The organism is Peptoniphilus sp. BV3AC2 (assembly GCF_000478945.1).
Lineage (GTDB): Bacteria > Bacillota > Clostridia > Tissierellales > Peptoniphilaceae > Peptoniphilus_B > Peptoniphilus_B duerdenii.
The window spans coordinates 117,991-134,584 of record NZ_AWXD01000026.1; the positions used below are offsets into that span (position 1 = coordinate 117,991).

The window sequence follows — 16,594 nt, forward strand, 5'->3', positions numbered from 1 at the left end:
CCCCTAATTTAGTATTTGAGAATCTTCAACTGTATCTGGATATATTACAACTGCATCATTTGCATTGACTGTTCTTTCAAGTTCCTTATCTACCTGAATCTTATAATCTCTATTACCTCTAGAAATAAATACGTCATCTCCTACTCTAGAAAGTATATTAACAGGCACAAACCTTACTAGTCCGTGTATTTCCTCTACATAAACTCCATGTATACTTCCTCTTTTTACAAGTGAAGAGCTCGGAATTTTATATGATTTTTCTCTGTTTACACTCAATATAACATCTTTTATTCGTTTATCATATATTCTTTCTAGGAATTTATCTGATTTAAGTACATAAACAACACCATTCTTTGATTTATTGATGGTTAAAATTGTTGCATCTACTGTCACATCGTTATAAATTACCTTTACTTCAGAGCCTTCTTTTAAGGATTCAATAGGATTTATATTATTAGTTTTTAACAAAATCTTATATTCAAAATTATTAATGAGTTTAAACAAATGCTCATTTTTTTCAACCTGATTTCTCGTTTCTTTATACCTCATATTTTTGTTTTTTTCTAAATATTCATAGGTATAGGAATCATTGTCCTGTGAATATTTATACTTATCCTCTAATCCATCTACAAGGTATGATACGATTCCAGAGTCTGAAGCTCTATATTCTATATTAGATTTAGAGATTTGCTTTATTAGCTCATCTCTCATTTTTTCTAGTTCCTCTTTTGAGTAATTTTGATATTTCTTATAATCTGTTATGACCACATTGTGGTTTGAACTTAAGTCTAAACTATTTATTTCTAATATCGCTTCTTGAAATGATTTGTCTTTTAAATAATTTTGAATTCTATTTATAGTCGCGATGTCTTCTGACGAAATTTCAAATGAATTATTAGATTTTTCTTTAGTCTTTTCACTGTCATTTATCGCAGCATTTATCTTTATCAGTTCATCTTTTAGGTCACTAACATCATCCATCAAATTAATAGAAGCTATTTCATAACCTGCCTTTACTTTTTGTCCTTCTGAAGCATTGTAAACAGCAATCCCGTTCATTGATGCATCTACAACATTTTCATTATATACTAAGTAAGACGTTGCACGTGTATTAACCTTGTAAACTGTCTGTACAGGAAAAACGGTGCTGTGGCTTAGGTAAGATCTTCTTGATATCACTCTACCTATAATAAAAATAGAGAATACTATTATGATTGTTAAGAATAGTCGTCTGTTTTTTAAGTTAAAATTTTTAATATTCATTCTATTCAAAGAAAACCTCTTCGATTTCTTCTTTATGTTTTCTAGTCATAAGTGACTCAACCGCTTCTCTTGGATCTAGATTATTGTAAAGTACTTCATACAAAATTTTTACTATTGGCATCTCCACACTATAATCTTTAGATAGAAGATACGCAGCTTTTGTCGTCTTTATTCCTTCTACAACTTGTCCTACTTCTTTAACGGATTCTTCGATTGAATGTCCTTCACCTATTAATATTCCACACCTTCTATTTCTAGAATGCATAGATGTACAAGTTACTATAAGGTCGCCCATTCCAGATAATCCGTTAAATGTGTGAGGATTTGCTCCTAACTTTAAGCCAAGTTTGCTCATTTCATACATTCCTCTAGTCATAAGAGCTGCTTTTGTGTTGTCTCCGTATCCTAGCCCATCACTCATTCCAGCTGCAAGAGCTATTATATTTTTAAGAGCGCCGCCTATTTCAACTCCTATTAAATCAGGATTTGTATATACTCTAAATACAGGCGAAGAAAATACTTCTTGAACCTTATTCATAGCTTCTAAATCAGCTGAAGATGCAACTATTGCAGTGGGAATATCTTTTCCAACTTCTTCCGCATGAGAAGGACCAGATACAACTACAAAAGGATTAGATGTGTACTCTTTCGCAACTTCAGAAAGTCTTTTATGGGTTTCTTCTTCAAACCCTTTTGCTAAACTTGCAATTATCGTTTCTTTTTTTGTATATTTATTTATTTTAGAAAGCATTTCTTTTATTGAGGATGAAGGTGTTGCTAGGATAATTATATCGGAATCCTTGATATCTTCTAGAGAGTTTGTAAAGTTTGCATTTTCAATAAAAGTTCCTGGTAAGTATTTTTTATTTTCTCCTGTTTTAGCTAGGGTTTCACAAACTTCTTTATCTCTAATATAAAAAATTGGTTTATATTTTTTTGAAATCAAGTAACAAATAGCAGTTCCCCAGCTTCCGCCTCCTACTATTGAAATCTTCATTGTTTCCTCCTGCTTTTAAGTTCGTTTCTATTTATTAGTCTTTTGATGTTTGATCTATGTCTTACAATTCCTAATATTGTAATTAACAAAAGTATTATTATTTCATTTTTATTTAAACTAGTTGTTAAAATTTGGAACACAAAGTTTAAAAATAAAAACACCAATGAGCCTACTGATACATAGCCAGTAAATCTCCCTATCAATAATAGGATTAGAAAAGCAATTGATGACCACAATGGATTAATTATAAAAAATGCTCCAAAAGTAGTGGCAATTCCCTTTCCGCCCTTAAACTTCATATAAAATGGATAATCGTGTCCTAAGATTGCAAATAAAATTCCTAGAAAGAGAAATTCCCTATTATATTTCATAAGCATATAAGCGACTAGAGATCCTTTTAACATATCAATTATAAATGTTAAAATACCAATCTTCTTGCCAAAAACTCTAATCGCATTGGTTGTTCCTGCATTTCCTGAACCATATTTACGAACATCTTTGTGTAGATAATATTTACCTAAAATAAAAGAACCGGAGATAGATCCCACTAAATATGAAATTATAAGAGTGAGAAATACATTCATCAATCACCACTCCTATTTTTAAGATCAATTTTAATTGGTGTTCCAATAAATGAATAGGATTCTCTAATTTGGTTTTCTATATATCTTATATAAGAAAAATGAAACAATTCTTTATCATTTACACTTAATAAAAATCTAGGAGGTCTAGTAGCAACTTGTTGTCCGAAGTAAAGTCTTCCTCTCTTTCCTTTATCAGAAGGAGGTTGGTTCATAAGAACGGCTTTATTTAGTATTTCATTTAACACTGATGTCTTTATTCTGTGATTGTAATTGTTATTTGCAATTAATACAGTATCTAGTAGTTTATCAACTCTTTGTCCTGTTAGTGCTGATATAAATATAATAGGTGCATAGTTTATAAATGGCAATCTTTCCCTTATAGATTTTTCATATTTTTTAATTGAATCGTTGTCTTTTGTAACCGCATCCCATTTGTTTACTGCTACAACTATCGCTTTATTATTATCATGGGCATAACCAACAATTTTAGAGTCTTGTTCACTTACTCCTTCTTCAGCGTCAATTAGTAGAACGCATACATTAGATCTTTCAATAGCAGTAAGTGTTCTTATAACTGAATATCTTTCAACTGCTTCGTTAATTTTTTTCTTTTTTCTTAGCCCTGCAGTGTCCACAAGAGTTAGCTCAGTGTCCTTGTAGATAAAATGAGAGTCAATAGAGTCTCTTGTAGTTCCTGGAATATCAGTAACTATTGATCTTTCTTCTCCTAAAATAAAATTGATAAGTGAACTTTTACCTACATTTGGCTTACCAATAAGAGTTACTCTTACAGTTTCGTCATATTCATCACTTGTATCTATTTCAAATTCTGAAGTTACTATATCTAAAAGGTCTCCTACTCCAGTTCCTTGTTCTGCTGATATTAAAACAGGAATCCCTAATCCTAGTTCAAAAAAATCATAGTAATTATCTTTAGCTGACTTAGAGTCATATTTGTTTATACATAGGACAATTTTTTTATTAGATCTTCTAAGGTATTTTGCAATATCTACGTCTGTTGGAGATAGTCCGTGAATACCATCAAGTACAAATATAATTACATCCGAAGTCTCTAATGCTAAATCAGCTTGACCTTTTATGCTAGACATAAAGATATCTTCATCTTTTAAGTCCAATCCTCCAGTGTCAACTAATAAAAATTTCCTACCTTGCCAAGATGCATCGCTATAAATTCTATCCCTAGTAACTCCTGGTGTGTCTTCTGTAATAGATATTTTTCTTCCTACAATTTTATTAAAAAGTGTTGATTTACCAACATTTGGTTTTCCAATAATCGATACAATGGGTTTTTCCATAATAACCTCCATTCTATTAGAATTATATCATTTAAAAAATATAGTTGCAATTAAAAGAACCTTATAAAATAAAGGTTTGTAGCTTCAGATTAAATAATATATTCCATTTATTTAACATAATTTTAAATTTAAATTAAAAAACCGCTATCGCGGTTTAATTACTTAAGATATTTTTAAAAGGATTATTATATTTTAAAGCCTTATTAATAATATTTAAATCTTTTTTATTGTTTTTATTCAAATATGTTATTTCAAACTGTTTTAAATTAGTCATAGCAAATGGCATTCCATCAGAACCAAAATAATACAGGTTAGCTACTCCAGTTGACTTTTCTTGAATAATAAGGATTCGTCCTCTATTATCAAAAAGATATCTAAGCACTATATTCTTATTATTTTCACTCACAGTCCTGTCTAGAATATTATAACCATTTAAATAATTAATATTTGAAGATATTGTATCTAAAGCAAAAATCATGGAATTCTTTTGACTTTCTATTTCTCCACCGTTGTTATTTTTTGAATCAATCGTTGGTAGTTTTCCAATTCTTGAAACTTCACTTATTTGATTTTCTCTAAGATTATTTACAAATTCCAAATTTTCATTAGCTGCATATAATATATTGTCATATAGACCAATTGCATTACTTTTTAAATTTAAAATATTAGAAACTCTACTTGAGAAGTCCTCTGGTTTAAAACTTGCACCGTACTTGCTTTTATATTCAGCTATTCCTTTTACAGCTCTGTCTCTAAAGAAAAAATTTGTATCATCTAGTAATTTTATCATCCCTTCTCTCTTTTTTAAAACGTGGGATAGCTCAGCTACTTTCTCATTTATTTTATTAGTCGCATCATAACTAGTCTTTAAAGATACATATGTTTCATTTCTTTCAGCTATAACTTTAGAATTTACAGATGAATTATCGAAGTATGTGGTCTCTATATTTTTAATATTAGAGCTATCCCCTTTTAATTTTTTCTGTATTTCATTATCTATTTTTAGATTTATAAAAGATAGATAGTAATCGTCAAGCTCAAATATAAGTGACTTTGTGTCTACAAAATTTTCATACTGTGAGAGTTTGGAAGCTTCTTCACTTATGCTTTTTATCTTATTCGAAATGGCTTCCTTTTCATTATTTAAATCAGAAAATTTTTTATCTAATTCTTCAATTTTCTTTTCATGTGCAGTTTTATTTGATTTTTCAGTATTTATAAGCGATCCTAAACCTTCATAGTTTTTATAACAAAAATATGAAAGAACTGATGAAGCTATTAGAAAAACCGATATAAAAATTATTGCAATTTTATTTTTCATTGGTTCCTCCTAAATTAATAACTTCAATCTGACCTTTATTTATAAAGTAATCTGATATTAGATTTGTTATTTTTGAATTTAAGCTATCCATTGATTTAGAGTTCAATTCTCCAGTGCTTATTCCAGATTTCTCCATTTCTTTTAGCAAAGAACAGAATGAAAACAAATCGCTTCTAAGTGAATTTAAATTTTTAGGTAGTTCTTTAGTTTCTATTATTTCATTTAAATTCCTTGAGTAAATGACTAAATTAAATAGTTCTAGTTTTAATTTCGAGCTGTCTATGTTCGGATTTCTCTTTAAAATGTAGTTTATAAATCCATCCTTACTGTATTTATCTACAAAAGGATTTAAATTTAGAACCCCATACAAATCTTTTGAAATCTGCTCAGTTTTTATATCTGAAACATCAATAAAGTCAGAAATCTTGCTTTCTAATTTTTCATCAGAATAAATTCCTGACTTAAAATATCTTTCAAACTTTAATACTTCACTTACAACTTGAGATTCGATGCTTTTATTCTTTTCTTCAAATTCTTTTATTCTATTAGTCAGCATATTTTCTGATTCAAAATAATCATATCCATATTTAGTTTTAAAATCTTTAGAGCTAACTTCTAAATCTTCATTTAACTTTAAAATATCTTGAGAAATTTCTTCGTTCTGACTTTGCTTTTCATTAAGCTTTATCTCTAACTCTTTATTTTCCTCAACTAATTTATTGTAAGTAGATTTGCTATTTGTTGAAAGATAGTATGCAACAGAAGACCCTATTAGAAGTATAGCTGATATTACTAATAATACCTTGTAAGTTGTTTTCATAGCTTCTTAATTATAATTCCATGGTTTGACCCATTTTTATTATCAATAGTTTTTATAAAAATAAACGATACTATCATAAAAACAAAACCGACCAATAATGAATACATCTCTTTTAAGTTTAGTAACATTCCAATTACTACTCCAGATATAAGAAATATAAGAGGAAGTCCATAGACTAAAGAAATATATCTTAATACAGCTTTTGAATCGGTAGTAATCTCAACTCTATCGCCGATTTTAAGTCCTATATCATTTTTAACATTTATATATTCTTGTTTATTTTCACCACAATGGGCAGAACATGATTCACATGAACTGCCACATGCAGCGAGTCTTGTTACTATAATTTTTGCTTTATCATCATTTAATTCAAAAACAATACCTGTCTGTTTCAATATATCACTCCTTTATAGGTTTGATATGAACTTCTCTTAATTGTTCTTCGCTTAATTCTGTTGGTGCTCCTGTAAGTAGACATGATGCTGATTGTGTCTTAGGAAAAGCAATTACGTCTCTAATGTTTGAAGAGTTTGTAAATAGCATTACAAGTCTGTCTAGACCATAAGCTAATCCTCCATGTGGTGGTGCTCCGTATTTAAATGCTTCTAACAAGAATCCAAATTTGTTTTCTGCATCTTCTTCTGTAAAGCCTAATGCTTTAAACATCTTCTTTTGAATTTCTCTATCGTTAATTCTGATGGATCCTCCACCCATTTCATCTCCATTTATTACGATATCATATGCTTTTGCTCTTGCATTTGCAGGGTCTGATTCAACTTTATCCAAATCTTCATCCATTGGAGCTGTAAATGGATGGTGAACTGCAACATATCTATTTTCTTCTTCTGAATATTCAAATAGTGGGAATTCCGTAATCCAAACTAATTCGAATTTACTATCATCTATTAGATTCATATCGCGGGCAACTTTATTTCTTAAATTTCCAAGACTATCAAATACCACTTTATCCTTACCAGAAACTATTAAGATTAGGTCTCCTTCTTCTGCGTTAAATGCTTTTGTAATTTTATCAAGAATTCCTTCTTTTAAGAATTTATCTATTCCAGTAATAGATTTACCTTCTTCTATCTTGATATTTACTAAACCTTTAGCTCCAAAGTCTTTTACAAAATCTTCAAGTTTAGAAATACCTTTTCTAGAATAAGCCTTAGCTCCACCTTTAACATTGATGCCTCTTACAGAATTGAATTCTTTTGCAGATTGTTCAAATACTCCAAATCCACAATCTTTAACGATGTCTGTTATATTTTGGATTTCCATTCCAAATCTTAAATCTGGCTTGTCGATTCCATATCTTTCCATAGCTTCTTTATACTTCATTCTCTTGATAGGAAGTTCAATGTCTATGTCAAGCATCTCTTTAAAAGCTACCTTTAAGAATTTTTCATTCATATCAAGGACATCTTCCACATCTACAAAACTCATTTCCAAGTCTATTTGTGTAAATTCTGGTTGTCTGTTAGCTCTTAAGTCTTCATCTCTGAAGCATTTTGTAATTTGTATATATCTATCTAGTCCAGATACCATTAAAAGTTGCTTTAAAAGCTGTGGTGATTGAGGAAGTGCGTAGAACTTACCAGGATTAACTCTACTTGGTACAAGGTAGTCTCTTGCTCCTTCTGGAGTTGGTTTAGTAAGCATTGGAGTTTCAACTTCAATAAAACCATTTTCAGCAAAAAAGTCTCTTGTAACTTTATAGAATTTAGATCTAACCATTAAATTATTAATCATGCTTGGCTTTCTTAAGTCCAATGATCTATTTTTAAGTCTCATGTTTTCTGATACATTGTCGTCATCTTTTACATAGATTGGTGGAACATCAGATATATTTAAAATTTTAAGTTCATCAGCTAAAACTTCTATATATCCAGTAGGTATATTTTCATTAACTGAAGATCTTTTTCTAACTTTACCTTTTACACCTATTACAAATTCAGATCTTAATTTTTTTGATTTTTCAAATAATTCTTCATCCGGTTTATCATTAAATACGATTTGACAAATTCCAGATCTGTCTCTTAGATCCACGAAATTAAGAGAGCCTAAGTTTCTTTCCTTTGCAACCCATCCCATTAGTACTACTTCTCTAGCTATGTCTTTTTCTCTTAAATCTCCTGCATAGTCAGTTCTTCTTAAATTTCCTAAACTTTCCATATTACCTCCAAAAAAAATACTCGCCCACAGAAAGGGACGAGTTTACTCGCGGTACCACCCTAATTAGGATAACCTCACTTAATGTTTTAACGCAGGTCATGCGTTTATCCTTTACGAAAGCTGTCACTAAAAGTTTCTTCTGAATGCTTTGCACCAACCAGCATTTCTCTAATTTCCATAAACATTTTTCTCACTTTCAGATAATTTCTTTTATTTTTTAAAATTAACTTAATTATAATTTATAATTAATTAATTTGCAACTAACAAACTCTATTTTTAGCTTTTTCTAATAATTTAGATGGATATTCTGTAAGATTTTTTTCAATTATGTGATCATATGCTATTCCCATTGCTTTATCCATTCCCTGACAACCAGCAAACAATACTAAATCATCATCTTTTGTACCATCTATTACCTTTTCGACTGCTTCTTTAAGATTATCTTCTAATACAAATTTAATATTATGTTTTGACATAACTTTCTTAAAGGCTTCAAGTTCATCATCTGTAACTTCATCCTTCCAAGTGACAGTATCTTTACTCAAAGTTACAATAAATTCTCTTGGTTTAAGTCTATCGTACCAACTTGCAATTACCTCTGCATTTTCTTCATTTAAGTCTGCTCCTCTACTACCTCTAATTGCATATAGTATATCCAAATTTTTATAATCCATCTTGGAAAGGGTGTCTAAAGTTACTTCAATATTATTTTTATTTGCAAAATGGTCGTCTACTATTTTAAACCCTTCATCAAATATAACTTCGAATCTTCTTTCTACACCCGTGAAATCTTGTATTCCTGCTAAGATTGTATCTATATCTATTCCATTTACTAGACCTATTGTTGTAGCAACTATAGCATTCATTACAGATGAGTATCCTGCAACCTTTAGCTCTACATCAAATGATTGTTTCTTGATAGTTATACCTTTTAACTTGATATCTCTGTTTACTATAAACTTAAATTTTCCAAAACCAGTTGATAGATCTAAATTATCTATTGAAATATCTTCTAAATTATTTTTTAAAGAATATGTTACTACCTGAGCTTTAGTATTATTTCTAAGATCATTTATCAGTTCAAAATCAGAATTCAATATTGCAACACAATCTTCTTTTGCGTGTCTAATTAATCTTGACTTAACATGGTAGTACCTTTCGAAAGATCCGTGGTTTACAATATGTTCTGGAGTTATATTGTTAAATGTTACTATATCAAAATCTGTAGCATAAGCTCTTGCTAATTCTCCAGCAGAACTTGATACTTCCATAATCACATGATCTATTCCTTTATTTACCATATCGTAAAAATAGTATTGAAGATCTTTGCTCTCTGGAGTTGTAAGTATTGAAGGAATCTCAACATCTGCATACTTTGTATATACGGTTCCAGAAATTCCTGTATTGTAACCTGCTTTATCATAAATACATTTTGTCATAAAAGCTGTAGATGTCTTGCCGTTTGACGCTGTTATTCCTGTTACTTTTAATTTTTTTGATGGCTCACCAAAGAAAATAGAGGCAACCTTAGCTAGAGCAATCCTTGAATTTTTAACTTTTATTTGAAGTATATCTTCCTCTACAAAATTTTCTACGATAACTGCAACTGCTCCAGATGCTACTACATCTTTTATAAAGTCATGACCATCAACCCTATATCCTTTTATAGCTACAAAAAGAGTTCCTTTCTTGACTTTTTTTGAATGAAACTCTACAGAACTTATTTCTACAGATTCTAGAGTTTTTTCATCACCGTTTTTTATTTCTAAATATTCTATACTATCTATCAAAGCTTTTAATTTCATAATTCCTCCAATAAACTATTCTTCATTAAAATATCTTCTTCTACCCTACTATTATATGTTATTAAATCCCTAAAGTTCAAATGTTGTTTAAATTTTAAATTTTTTCTATTTAAAATCTTTGTACTTGCGCTTACACCGAAACCTAAAATGGATTCCACTTCTTCTATCATTATAGAGTTGTAGATGCACTCAAAGCCCTTTTTAGAAAATCCTATATTTTCTCCTGAATCTACCATCCTCTTTTGGCGATATAGATAGTATGGAAAATAATTATTCTCTGCCATAATCGTTTTAATCAAATCAAAGGAGTCACTTGTAGAATAAAATTTATTTTCTTTAAATAATCTCGAGCCATTTTTAATTGAAAGTGAATGTACAGTTATATTTTCTGGATTTAGCCCGATTATTTTCTCTAGAGAATTATTTACGTCATCTATTGTTTCATCTGGCAGACCAGCGATTAAATCCATATTTATTATAAATCCTTTATCTTTTGCTAAATTATAAGCATTAAGTATATCTTCTGTTGAATGTGTTCTTCCAATCGTTTTAAGAGTCTCATCCTTCATCGTTTGCGGATTTATAGATATTCTATTTACACCGTATTTTTTAAGTATTTCTAACTTTTTTTCGTCTATAGTATCTGGTCTTCCACACTCCACAGTGTATTCACAATTTATGTCAAACTTATTTTGAATTTCATATAGAAGTCTTTCAAGATTATAATTATCTAAAGCAGTCGGTGTGCCTCCACCAATATAAATTGATGTTGGAATAATTTCTTTATTCACAGATTTAAACTCTTTTATAAGATTATCTATGTAGATATCCATTTTTTCCTTATCCGTTTTATATGTAGTAAATGAACAATAACTACAAATTGAAGGACAGAATGGAATATGGAAATATAGAGAAATATTTGATCTCTTATGTGAAAAAATATTATTTTCTAATTTTACAATATCTATAAGCTCATCTATTTTACTAGGTTTCATCAAGTAATCATCTTCCAAAATCTTTTTAGTTTCTTCTATAGATTTTTCTTGAAGAAGTTTTCTAACTAGTTTTGTAGGTCTAATTCCAGTAAGCACTCCATATTCGTTTGATATTTCTACATTCGAAAAAAGACTAAGAAGTATATCTTTTTTTATCTTAGTCTTATCTTTTATAGAAAATTTATCTTTTAGTAATATTTCCTCTTGATCAATATTTATTTTTATTTCTAACTTATCATTTATATCTACTAAAATATCTTTATCCTTTGAATTTTCTCTAGATGGAAAGCATTCTCTTAGTAGGTTATAAATCGTAAGGTTAAGTCCTTCATTATTTGAGTGTACTTGTATCACTTTTCTTACCCTTTATTAGATAAATGCCAATTCCAAGTAGTATAAAAACTATGCTTACTATTTGAGAGACTCTAAGAGGTCCTATATATAAAGAGTCTGTTCTTAGTCCCTCTATAAAGAATCTTCCAATTCCATAGACTATTGCATAAATTGCTAGCATCTGCCCATCAAATTTCTTATGTTTTGAAATATAAAAATATAAAAATAGTGCAAGGCTTATGTCTACAATAGATTCATAAAGAAATGTTGGATGTACCTTAACTCCGTCTACCATAATCCCCCAAGGGAGATCTGTCGGACCACCATGAGCTTCTTGGTTTATAAAATTTCCCCATCTTCCTATTCCTTGTCCAATAGCAAGTCCAGGTGACATTACGTCTAAAAGTTTAAGGAAATCAACTTTCTTTTTCTTAGAATAAATATATGCAAAAATTATTCCTGTTATTATTCCGCCATATATAGCAAGTCCACCATTTCTAATAGCAAATATTTCACTTAAATGATCTTTGTAGTATTCCCATTCAAATAAAACATAGTAAATTCTAGCGCCAATTACCGATGGAATTATTCCTATCAATATAAAATCGGAAACAATATTTTCTTTGAGACCCTGCTTCTTTGCAAGCTTATCTCCCATTAGCACTCCTAGAAGCGCACCTGTTGCAATAAGTATTCCATACCATTTTATTGATATACCAAAAATGGTAAATGCTGTTGGGTTCATTTAGACTGATACTCCTTTATGATTTGAACACCAGCGCTGACACCCAGTCTTGTTGCACCTGCTTCTATCATCTTAAGGGCAGTATCTAAATCTCTAATTCCACCAGAAGCCTTAACTTCTAAATTATCTCCAACTATGTTTTTCATAAGCTCAACATCTTCTACTTTTGCTCCAGCGGTAGAAAATCCTGTAGATGTCTTTACAAAGTTAGCTCCTGCTTCCATAGATAATTCGCAAGCTTTTACTTTTTCTTCATCGCTTAGAAGACATGTTTCTATGATTACTTTAACTGTTCTTCCATTTGCTGCTTGTACAACTGATTTAATATCTTCTAAAACTACATCGTATTGTTTTGATTTTAAAGCTCCAACATTTATAACCATATCAATTTCGTCAGCACCTTCTTGTACTGCAAAATCAGTTTCAAAAAATTTAGTTTCTTTTGTTGTTGCCCCTAAAGGAAAGCCTACCACTGTACATACAAGCACATCGCTATCACGTAATTCTTCATAGGCAGTACTTACCCAGTATGGATTTACACATACAGATTTAAAATCATACTCTTTAGCTTCCTTACATAGATTCTCTATCATTTCTTTTGTAGCTTCTGGCTTCAAAAGTGTATGATCAATCATTTTATTTAAATTCATTTAGTCCTCCAGATTATCGGTGTCCCAGTTTGTATACACATCTTGAACATCATCATTATCTTCAAGAGTGTCAATTAATTTTTCCATTAATTTTATATCATTTTCATCGGTTAGCTCTGTGTAGTTTGAAGGAAGGAATGTTATGTCTGATTGTACAAATTCATATCCGTTTTCTTCAAGCCCATCACGCACTTCTTCGTATGATTCTGGACTGGTTATGATTTCAAAAGCCTCATCTCTATCGATTACATCTTCAGCGCCAAGATCTAGTGCTAAAAGCATAAATTCTTCTTCATCTACATTTTCATGTTTTAAAACTCCAAGTTGACCCTTTTTTTCAAACATAAAGGAAACGCAACCTGGTTGTCCAAGATTTCCACCATTCTTATCAAAGGCGTGTCTTACTTCTGGAGCAGTTCTATTTCTATTGTCTGTAAGGCATTTAACCATTACTGCAATTCCAGATGGTCCATAACCTTCGTAGGTTATCTCTTCAAAGTTATCTTGACCAAGCTCACCACATCCTTTTTTAATAGCTCTTTCGATGTTGTCATTAGGCATATTTTCAGCTTTTGCTTTGTCAATAGCTACTTTCAAAGAAGCATTATATTCAGGATCTGGTCCGCCTTCTTTGGCTGCAACCATTATATATCTTCCAAGCTTAGTAAAAATCTTACCACGTCTTGCGTCTTCTTTTCCTTTTTTATTTTTTATATTATTCCATTTTGAATGTCCTGACATATTATTATCCTTTCTAAAATCATTCTCTAAATTTAAATTTTATCACAAAACATAAGAAAATAAAACATTTATGAATTTTCCTAATAACGTTGTATTTTATATAATTTTGTAAACTTAAAAATAAAAAGAGATCAGCAATATTTTTACCAATCTCATAAAATTTATATTCAATTTTCCTATTAATTAATCTACAAAAGTCGCGGAAACTTCTGTCCATATTCTATCATAAAGTTTAGAATTTTCTCCCAAGTCTTCGAAGTATTCCAATGGTGGTAAATGATTATAATCTGGATAAGCAACTTTTGAATTTCTAAGTTCTTCCGGAAGACCTTCCTTCACTCCTTTTATTGGTGAAGTATAACCCATACAATAATCAGCATTTAATATCCCTACATCTTTTCTTAAAAGATAATTTATAAATTCATGTGCTCCTTCAACATTCTTTGCATCTTTCGGAATACACATAGAATCCATCCAAATATTTGCTCCTTCTTTTGGAATAACATAATCAAGGTCTTTATTTTCAGAAATCATATACGCGGCGTCACCAGAGTACATAGGCATCATAGCTCCGTCGCCTTGTACCATCACATCACGACCATCATCTGTAAGGTAAGCATATACAAGTGGCTTCTGCTCAATTAGAGCTTCCTTGGCTTCTTGTAATTCAAATGGATCTACAGAATTCATAGAATAACCGAGCATCTTTAACGCTATTGCTATGGAATCTCTTTGAGAGTTATACATTATTATTTGTCTTTTGTATTCTGGATTCCACAAATCTTTCCAAGAAGTTGGTGGTGTCTTTACCATTGTCTTGTTGTATACAATCCCCATTGTTCCAGAAAAATATGGTACTATATACTCTCCTGTTGGATCGAATTTAGGAAATCTAAATTCTGGAAGAATATTGTCCATATTTGGTATTTTAGAAAAATCTAACTTTTGAAGTCTATTTTCTTTTATTAATCTTTCAACCATATAATCAGAGGGAACAATAACATCGTACGGTGTATGACCATTTGCAATCTTTATATATAAATCTTCATTTGACGCAAAAGTATCATAGATAACTTTTATGCCTGTTTCTTTTTCAAAATCTTTTAAGACTTGAGGATCTATATATTCCCCAGCATTATATACATTTATTGTTGAACCACTAGTAGATTCCTTCTTACAAGAAGTCATCATTGATGAGAAAATTACTAATATTAAAATAAAAATTATATTTTTAAATTTCTTCACTTAAAGCCTCCACAGTTCCCTTACTTCTCTTATTAATAACTACTAAGAGAATCAACAGTGACAAGAACATAAGTGTACTCATAGCATTTATAGATGGATTTATTCCCTTTCTAGCCATTGAATAAATAGTTATTGAAAGATTGTTAAATCCATGGCCTGTCGTAAAATATGAAATAACAAAATCATCTATTGACAGTGTAAATGCCATAAGAGCCCCTGTAAAAATCGCAGGCATTATTTGAGGTATAACTACATTTTTAATAGCATAAAAAGGTGTAGCTCCTAAATCAAGTGCAGCTTCTAGCATGTTTTTATCCATCTGTTGAAGTTTTGGTAGGATAGAAAGAATTACATATGGTATACAGAAAACAATATGAGAAAGTGTCATTGTCATAAAGCCGAATTTTAAATTAAAAAATCCAAATAATCCCATTAGTCCTACTGCAGTAACTATATCCGGATTTAAAACCGGAAGATAGTTTACATCTAAAATTATTTTCTTTTTAAATCCTCTAAGCTCATTAAGTCCTATAGCCGTTAGAGTTCCTATTATTGTAGAAACTATTGTAGAAACCATTGCAACTAGTAAGGTATTATAAAGGCTTTGTAAGATAATTGGATCTTTTATAAGCTCTGTATACCAACCTAAGGTAAAGCCAGCCCACTGTCCTCTTAGTTTAGAATCATTAAACGAAAAAACCATAAGGACTATTATAGGAGCGTATAAAAAAATAAATATTAATGCAACATAAAATTTTTCAAGAAACTTTTTTATCATTTTATACCTCCTTGTTCTGTGTCATCTTCAAATAGATTTTGAAGTATCATTATTACAAACATTATTAATATCAGCACAATTGATATAGCCGAACCAAATGCCCAATCTCCCGTAAAAGTAAATTGCTTTTCGATTAAATTACCAATTAAATAAAATCTATTACCTCCAAGTAAATCAGGAATTACAAATGTAGAAATAGCAGGAATAAATACCATGGTTATTCCAGTGTAAACTCCTGGCAAAGAAAGCGGAAAGATTACTTTTTTAAAAATTTGTGCATTTGTAGCACCTAAGTCTTTTGCTGCTTCTATAAGAGATTTATCCATCTTAACCAATGTTGAATATATCGGAAGTACCATAAATGGCAAAAAGTTATAAACCATACCAAGCATGATTGCATTTATATTGTACATAAGATTTAACGGTGCAATTCCAAATAATCCTAAAAATTTATTTATAAGACCATTATTACCAAGCAAGGTAAGCCAAGCGTAGGTTCTAAGTAGGAAATTCATCCACATTGGTACAACAAATAATAACATCAGAGAGTTTCGCCATTTATCGCTCATTCTGGAAATATAGTACGCAACTGGATAACCTACAATTATGCATAGTAGTGTAGATCCTATAGCTAAAAGTATTGATACTAAAAATATTTTTATATAAAGTGGCTCGAATACTCTTCTAAAATTATCAAATGTAGGTGAAAAGTTTGCAAGGCTCATTCCACTACTACTATTAAATGAATATACTAATACTAAAATAATTGGAAAAACTATAAAGACCAATGACCACATGAAGTACATATACGAATATTTTTTCATAG

16 protein-coding genes are annotated in these 16,594 nt (G+C 30.2%); all 16 read right to left on the minus strand.

The genetic code is table 11. The features are described from left to right. Positions 1 to 3: 3 nt before the first annotated feature. Complete coding sequence (locus HMPREF1252_RS06265; RefSeq protein ID WP_238318193.1) at positions 4 to 1,263, minus strand: HlyD family efflux transporter periplasmic adaptor subunit; 1,260 nt, start codon at positions 1,261 to 1,263, stop codon at positions 4 to 6. A gap of 1 nt (position 1,264) precedes the next feature. Further along, the gene (locus tag HMPREF1252_RS06270) at positions 1,265 to 2,260 is read right to left on the minus strand and encodes an NAD(P)H-dependent glycerol-3-phosphate dehydrogenase (protein ID WP_023059768.1); all 996 of its coding nucleotides are present in this window, start codon (positions 2,258 to 2,260) and stop codon (positions 1,265 to 1,267) included. Continuing rightward, complete coding sequence (gene plsY / locus HMPREF1252_RS06275) at positions 2,257 to 2,844, minus strand: glycerol-3-phosphate 1-O-acyltransferase PlsY (RefSeq protein ID WP_023059910.1); 588 nt, start codon at positions 2,842 to 2,844, stop codon at positions 2,257 to 2,259. Before plsY ends, HMPREF1252_RS06270 begins: the two co-directional genes overlap by 4 nt. Next, positions 2,844 to 4,160: a ribosome biogenesis GTPase Der gene (gene der, locus HMPREF1252_RS06280; protein WP_023059804.1), complete on the minus strand. Its 1,317-nt coding sequence runs from the start codon at positions 4,158 to 4,160 to the stop codon at positions 2,844 to 2,846. The genes plsY and der overlap by 1 nt, the downstream gene beginning before the upstream one ends. 154 nt (positions 4,161 to 4,314) lie before the next feature. Continuing rightward, on the minus strand, positions 4,315 to 5,481 hold the full coding sequence (locus tag HMPREF1252_RS06285) for a hypothetical protein (RefSeq protein ID WP_023059932.1): 1,167 nt from the start codon (positions 5,479 to 5,481) through the stop codon (positions 4,315 to 4,317). Then, a complete protein-coding gene (locus tag HMPREF1252_RS06290; protein WP_023059819.1) occupies positions 5,471 to 6,301 on the minus strand; it encodes a hypothetical protein in 831 nt (276 codons plus the stop codon). Before HMPREF1252_RS06290 ends, HMPREF1252_RS06285 begins: the two co-directional genes overlap by 11 nt. Then, positions 6,298 to 6,696, minus strand: coding sequence for a SoxR reducing system RseC family protein (locus HMPREF1252_RS06295; protein ID WP_023059931.1), 399 nt, complete (start codon positions 6,694 to 6,696; stop codon positions 6,298 to 6,300). The genes HMPREF1252_RS06290 and HMPREF1252_RS06295 overlap by 4 nt, the downstream gene beginning before the upstream one ends. Positions 6,697 to 6,700: 4 nt before the next feature. Next, on the minus strand, positions 6,701 to 8,476 hold the full coding sequence (gene aspS, locus HMPREF1252_RS06300) for an aspartate--tRNA ligase (RefSeq protein WP_023059803.1): 1,776 nt from the start codon (positions 8,474 to 8,476) through the stop codon (positions 6,701 to 6,703). A 260-nt stretch (positions 8,477 to 8,736) separates the two neighbouring features. Next, the gene (locus tag HMPREF1252_RS06305) at positions 8,737 to 10,281 is read right to left on the minus strand and encodes a Mur ligase family protein (RefSeq protein WP_023059792.1); all 1,545 of its coding nucleotides are present in this window, start codon (positions 10,279 to 10,281) and stop codon (positions 8,737 to 8,739) included. Further along, entirely contained in the window at positions 10,278 to 11,630 is a 1,353-nt protein-coding gene (gene hemZ / locus HMPREF1252_RS06310; protein ID WP_023059877.1) for a coproporphyrinogen dehydrogenase HemZ, read from the minus strand. Before hemZ ends, HMPREF1252_RS06305 begins: the two co-directional genes overlap by 4 nt. Next, positions 11,608 to 12,354, minus strand: coding sequence for a prolipoprotein diacylglyceryl transferase (lgt, locus tag HMPREF1252_RS06315; RefSeq protein WP_023059860.1), 747 nt, complete (start codon positions 12,352 to 12,354; stop codon positions 11,608 to 11,610). Before lgt ends, hemZ begins: the two co-directional genes overlap by 23 nt. Continuing rightward, positions 12,351 to 13,004: a deoxyribose-phosphate aldolase gene (gene deoC, locus HMPREF1252_RS06320; RefSeq protein ID WP_023059859.1), complete on the minus strand. Its 654-nt coding sequence runs from the start codon at positions 13,002 to 13,004 to the stop codon at positions 12,351 to 12,353. The genes lgt and deoC overlap by 4 nt, the downstream gene beginning before the upstream one ends. After that, the gene (locus HMPREF1252_RS06325; protein ID WP_008902220.1) at positions 13,005 to 13,745 is read right to left on the minus strand and encodes a YebC/PmpR family DNA-binding transcriptional regulator; all 741 of its coding nucleotides are present in this window, start codon (positions 13,743 to 13,745) and stop codon (positions 13,005 to 13,007) included. A gap of 183 nt (positions 13,746 to 13,928) precedes the next feature. After that, positions 13,929 to 14,990 carry a PotD/PotF family extracellular solute-binding protein gene (locus HMPREF1252_RS06330; protein ID WP_023059848.1) on the minus strand — a complete coding sequence of 354 codons (1,062 nt, stop codon included), beginning with the start codon at positions 14,988 to 14,990 and terminating at the stop codon, positions 13,929 to 13,931. Further along, positions 14,977 to 15,768, minus strand: coding sequence for an ABC transporter permease (locus HMPREF1252_RS06335; RefSeq protein WP_023059760.1), 792 nt, complete (start codon positions 15,766 to 15,768; stop codon positions 14,977 to 14,979). Before HMPREF1252_RS06335 ends, HMPREF1252_RS06330 begins: the two co-directional genes overlap by 14 nt. Continuing rightward, entirely contained in the window at positions 15,765 to 16,592 is an 828-nt protein-coding gene (locus HMPREF1252_RS06340; RefSeq protein WP_023059841.1) for an ABC transporter permease, read from the minus strand. The genes HMPREF1252_RS06335 and HMPREF1252_RS06340 overlap by 4 nt, the downstream gene beginning before the upstream one ends. Positions 16,593 to 16,594: the final 2 nt, after the last annotated feature.

What these genes read in the sequence shown, in the direction of transcription:
- HMPREF1252_RS06265 (WP_238318193.1), bottom strand. Translation starts at nt 1,263, where the DNA reads ATGAATATTAAAAATTTTAACTTAAAAAACAGACGACTATTCTTAACA.
- HMPREF1252_RS06270 (WP_023059768.1), bottom strand. Translation starts at nt 2,260, where the DNA reads ATGAAGATTTCAATAGTAGGAGGCGGAAGCTGGGGAACTGCTATTTGT.
- plsY (WP_023059910.1), bottom strand. Translation starts at nt 2,844, where the DNA reads ATGAATGTATTTCTCACTCTTATAATTTCATATTTAGTGGGATCTATC.
- der (WP_023059804.1), bottom strand. Translation starts at nt 4,160, where the DNA reads ATGGAAAAACCCATTGTATCGATTATTGGAAAACCAAATGTTGGTAAA.
- HMPREF1252_RS06285 (WP_023059932.1), bottom strand. Translation starts at nt 5,481, where the DNA reads ATGAAAAATAAAATTGCAATAATTTTTATATCGGTTTTTCTAATAGCT.
- HMPREF1252_RS06290 (WP_023059819.1), bottom strand. Translation starts at nt 6,301, where the DNA reads ATGAAAACAACTTACAAGGTATTATTAGTAATATCAGCTATACTTCTA.
- aspS (WP_023059803.1), bottom strand. Translation starts at nt 8,476, where the DNA reads ATGGAAAGTTTAGGAAATTTAAGAAGAACTGACTATGCAGGAGATTTA.
- HMPREF1252_RS06305 (WP_023059792.1), bottom strand. Translation starts at nt 10,281, where the DNA reads ATGAAATTAAAAGCTTTGATAGATAGTATAGAATATTTAGAAATAAAA.
- lgt (WP_023059860.1), bottom strand. Translation starts at nt 12,354, where the DNA reads ATGAACCCAACAGCATTTACCATTTTTGGTATATCAATAAAATGGTAT.
- deoC (WP_023059859.1), bottom strand. Translation starts at nt 13,004, where the DNA reads ATGAATTTAAATAAAATGATTGATCATACACTTTTGAAGCCAGAAGCT.
- HMPREF1252_RS06325 (WP_008902220.1), bottom strand. Translation starts at nt 13,745, where the DNA reads ATGTCAGGACATTCAAAATGGAATAATATAAAAAATAAAAAAGGAAAA.
- HMPREF1252_RS06335 (WP_023059760.1), bottom strand. Translation starts at nt 15,768, where the DNA reads ATGATAAAAAAGTTTCTTGAAAAATTTTATGTTGCATTAATATTTATT.
- HMPREF1252_RS06340 (WP_023059841.1), bottom strand. Translation starts at nt 16,592, where the DNA reads ATGAAAAAATATTCGTATATGTACTTCATGTGGTCATTGGTCTTTATA.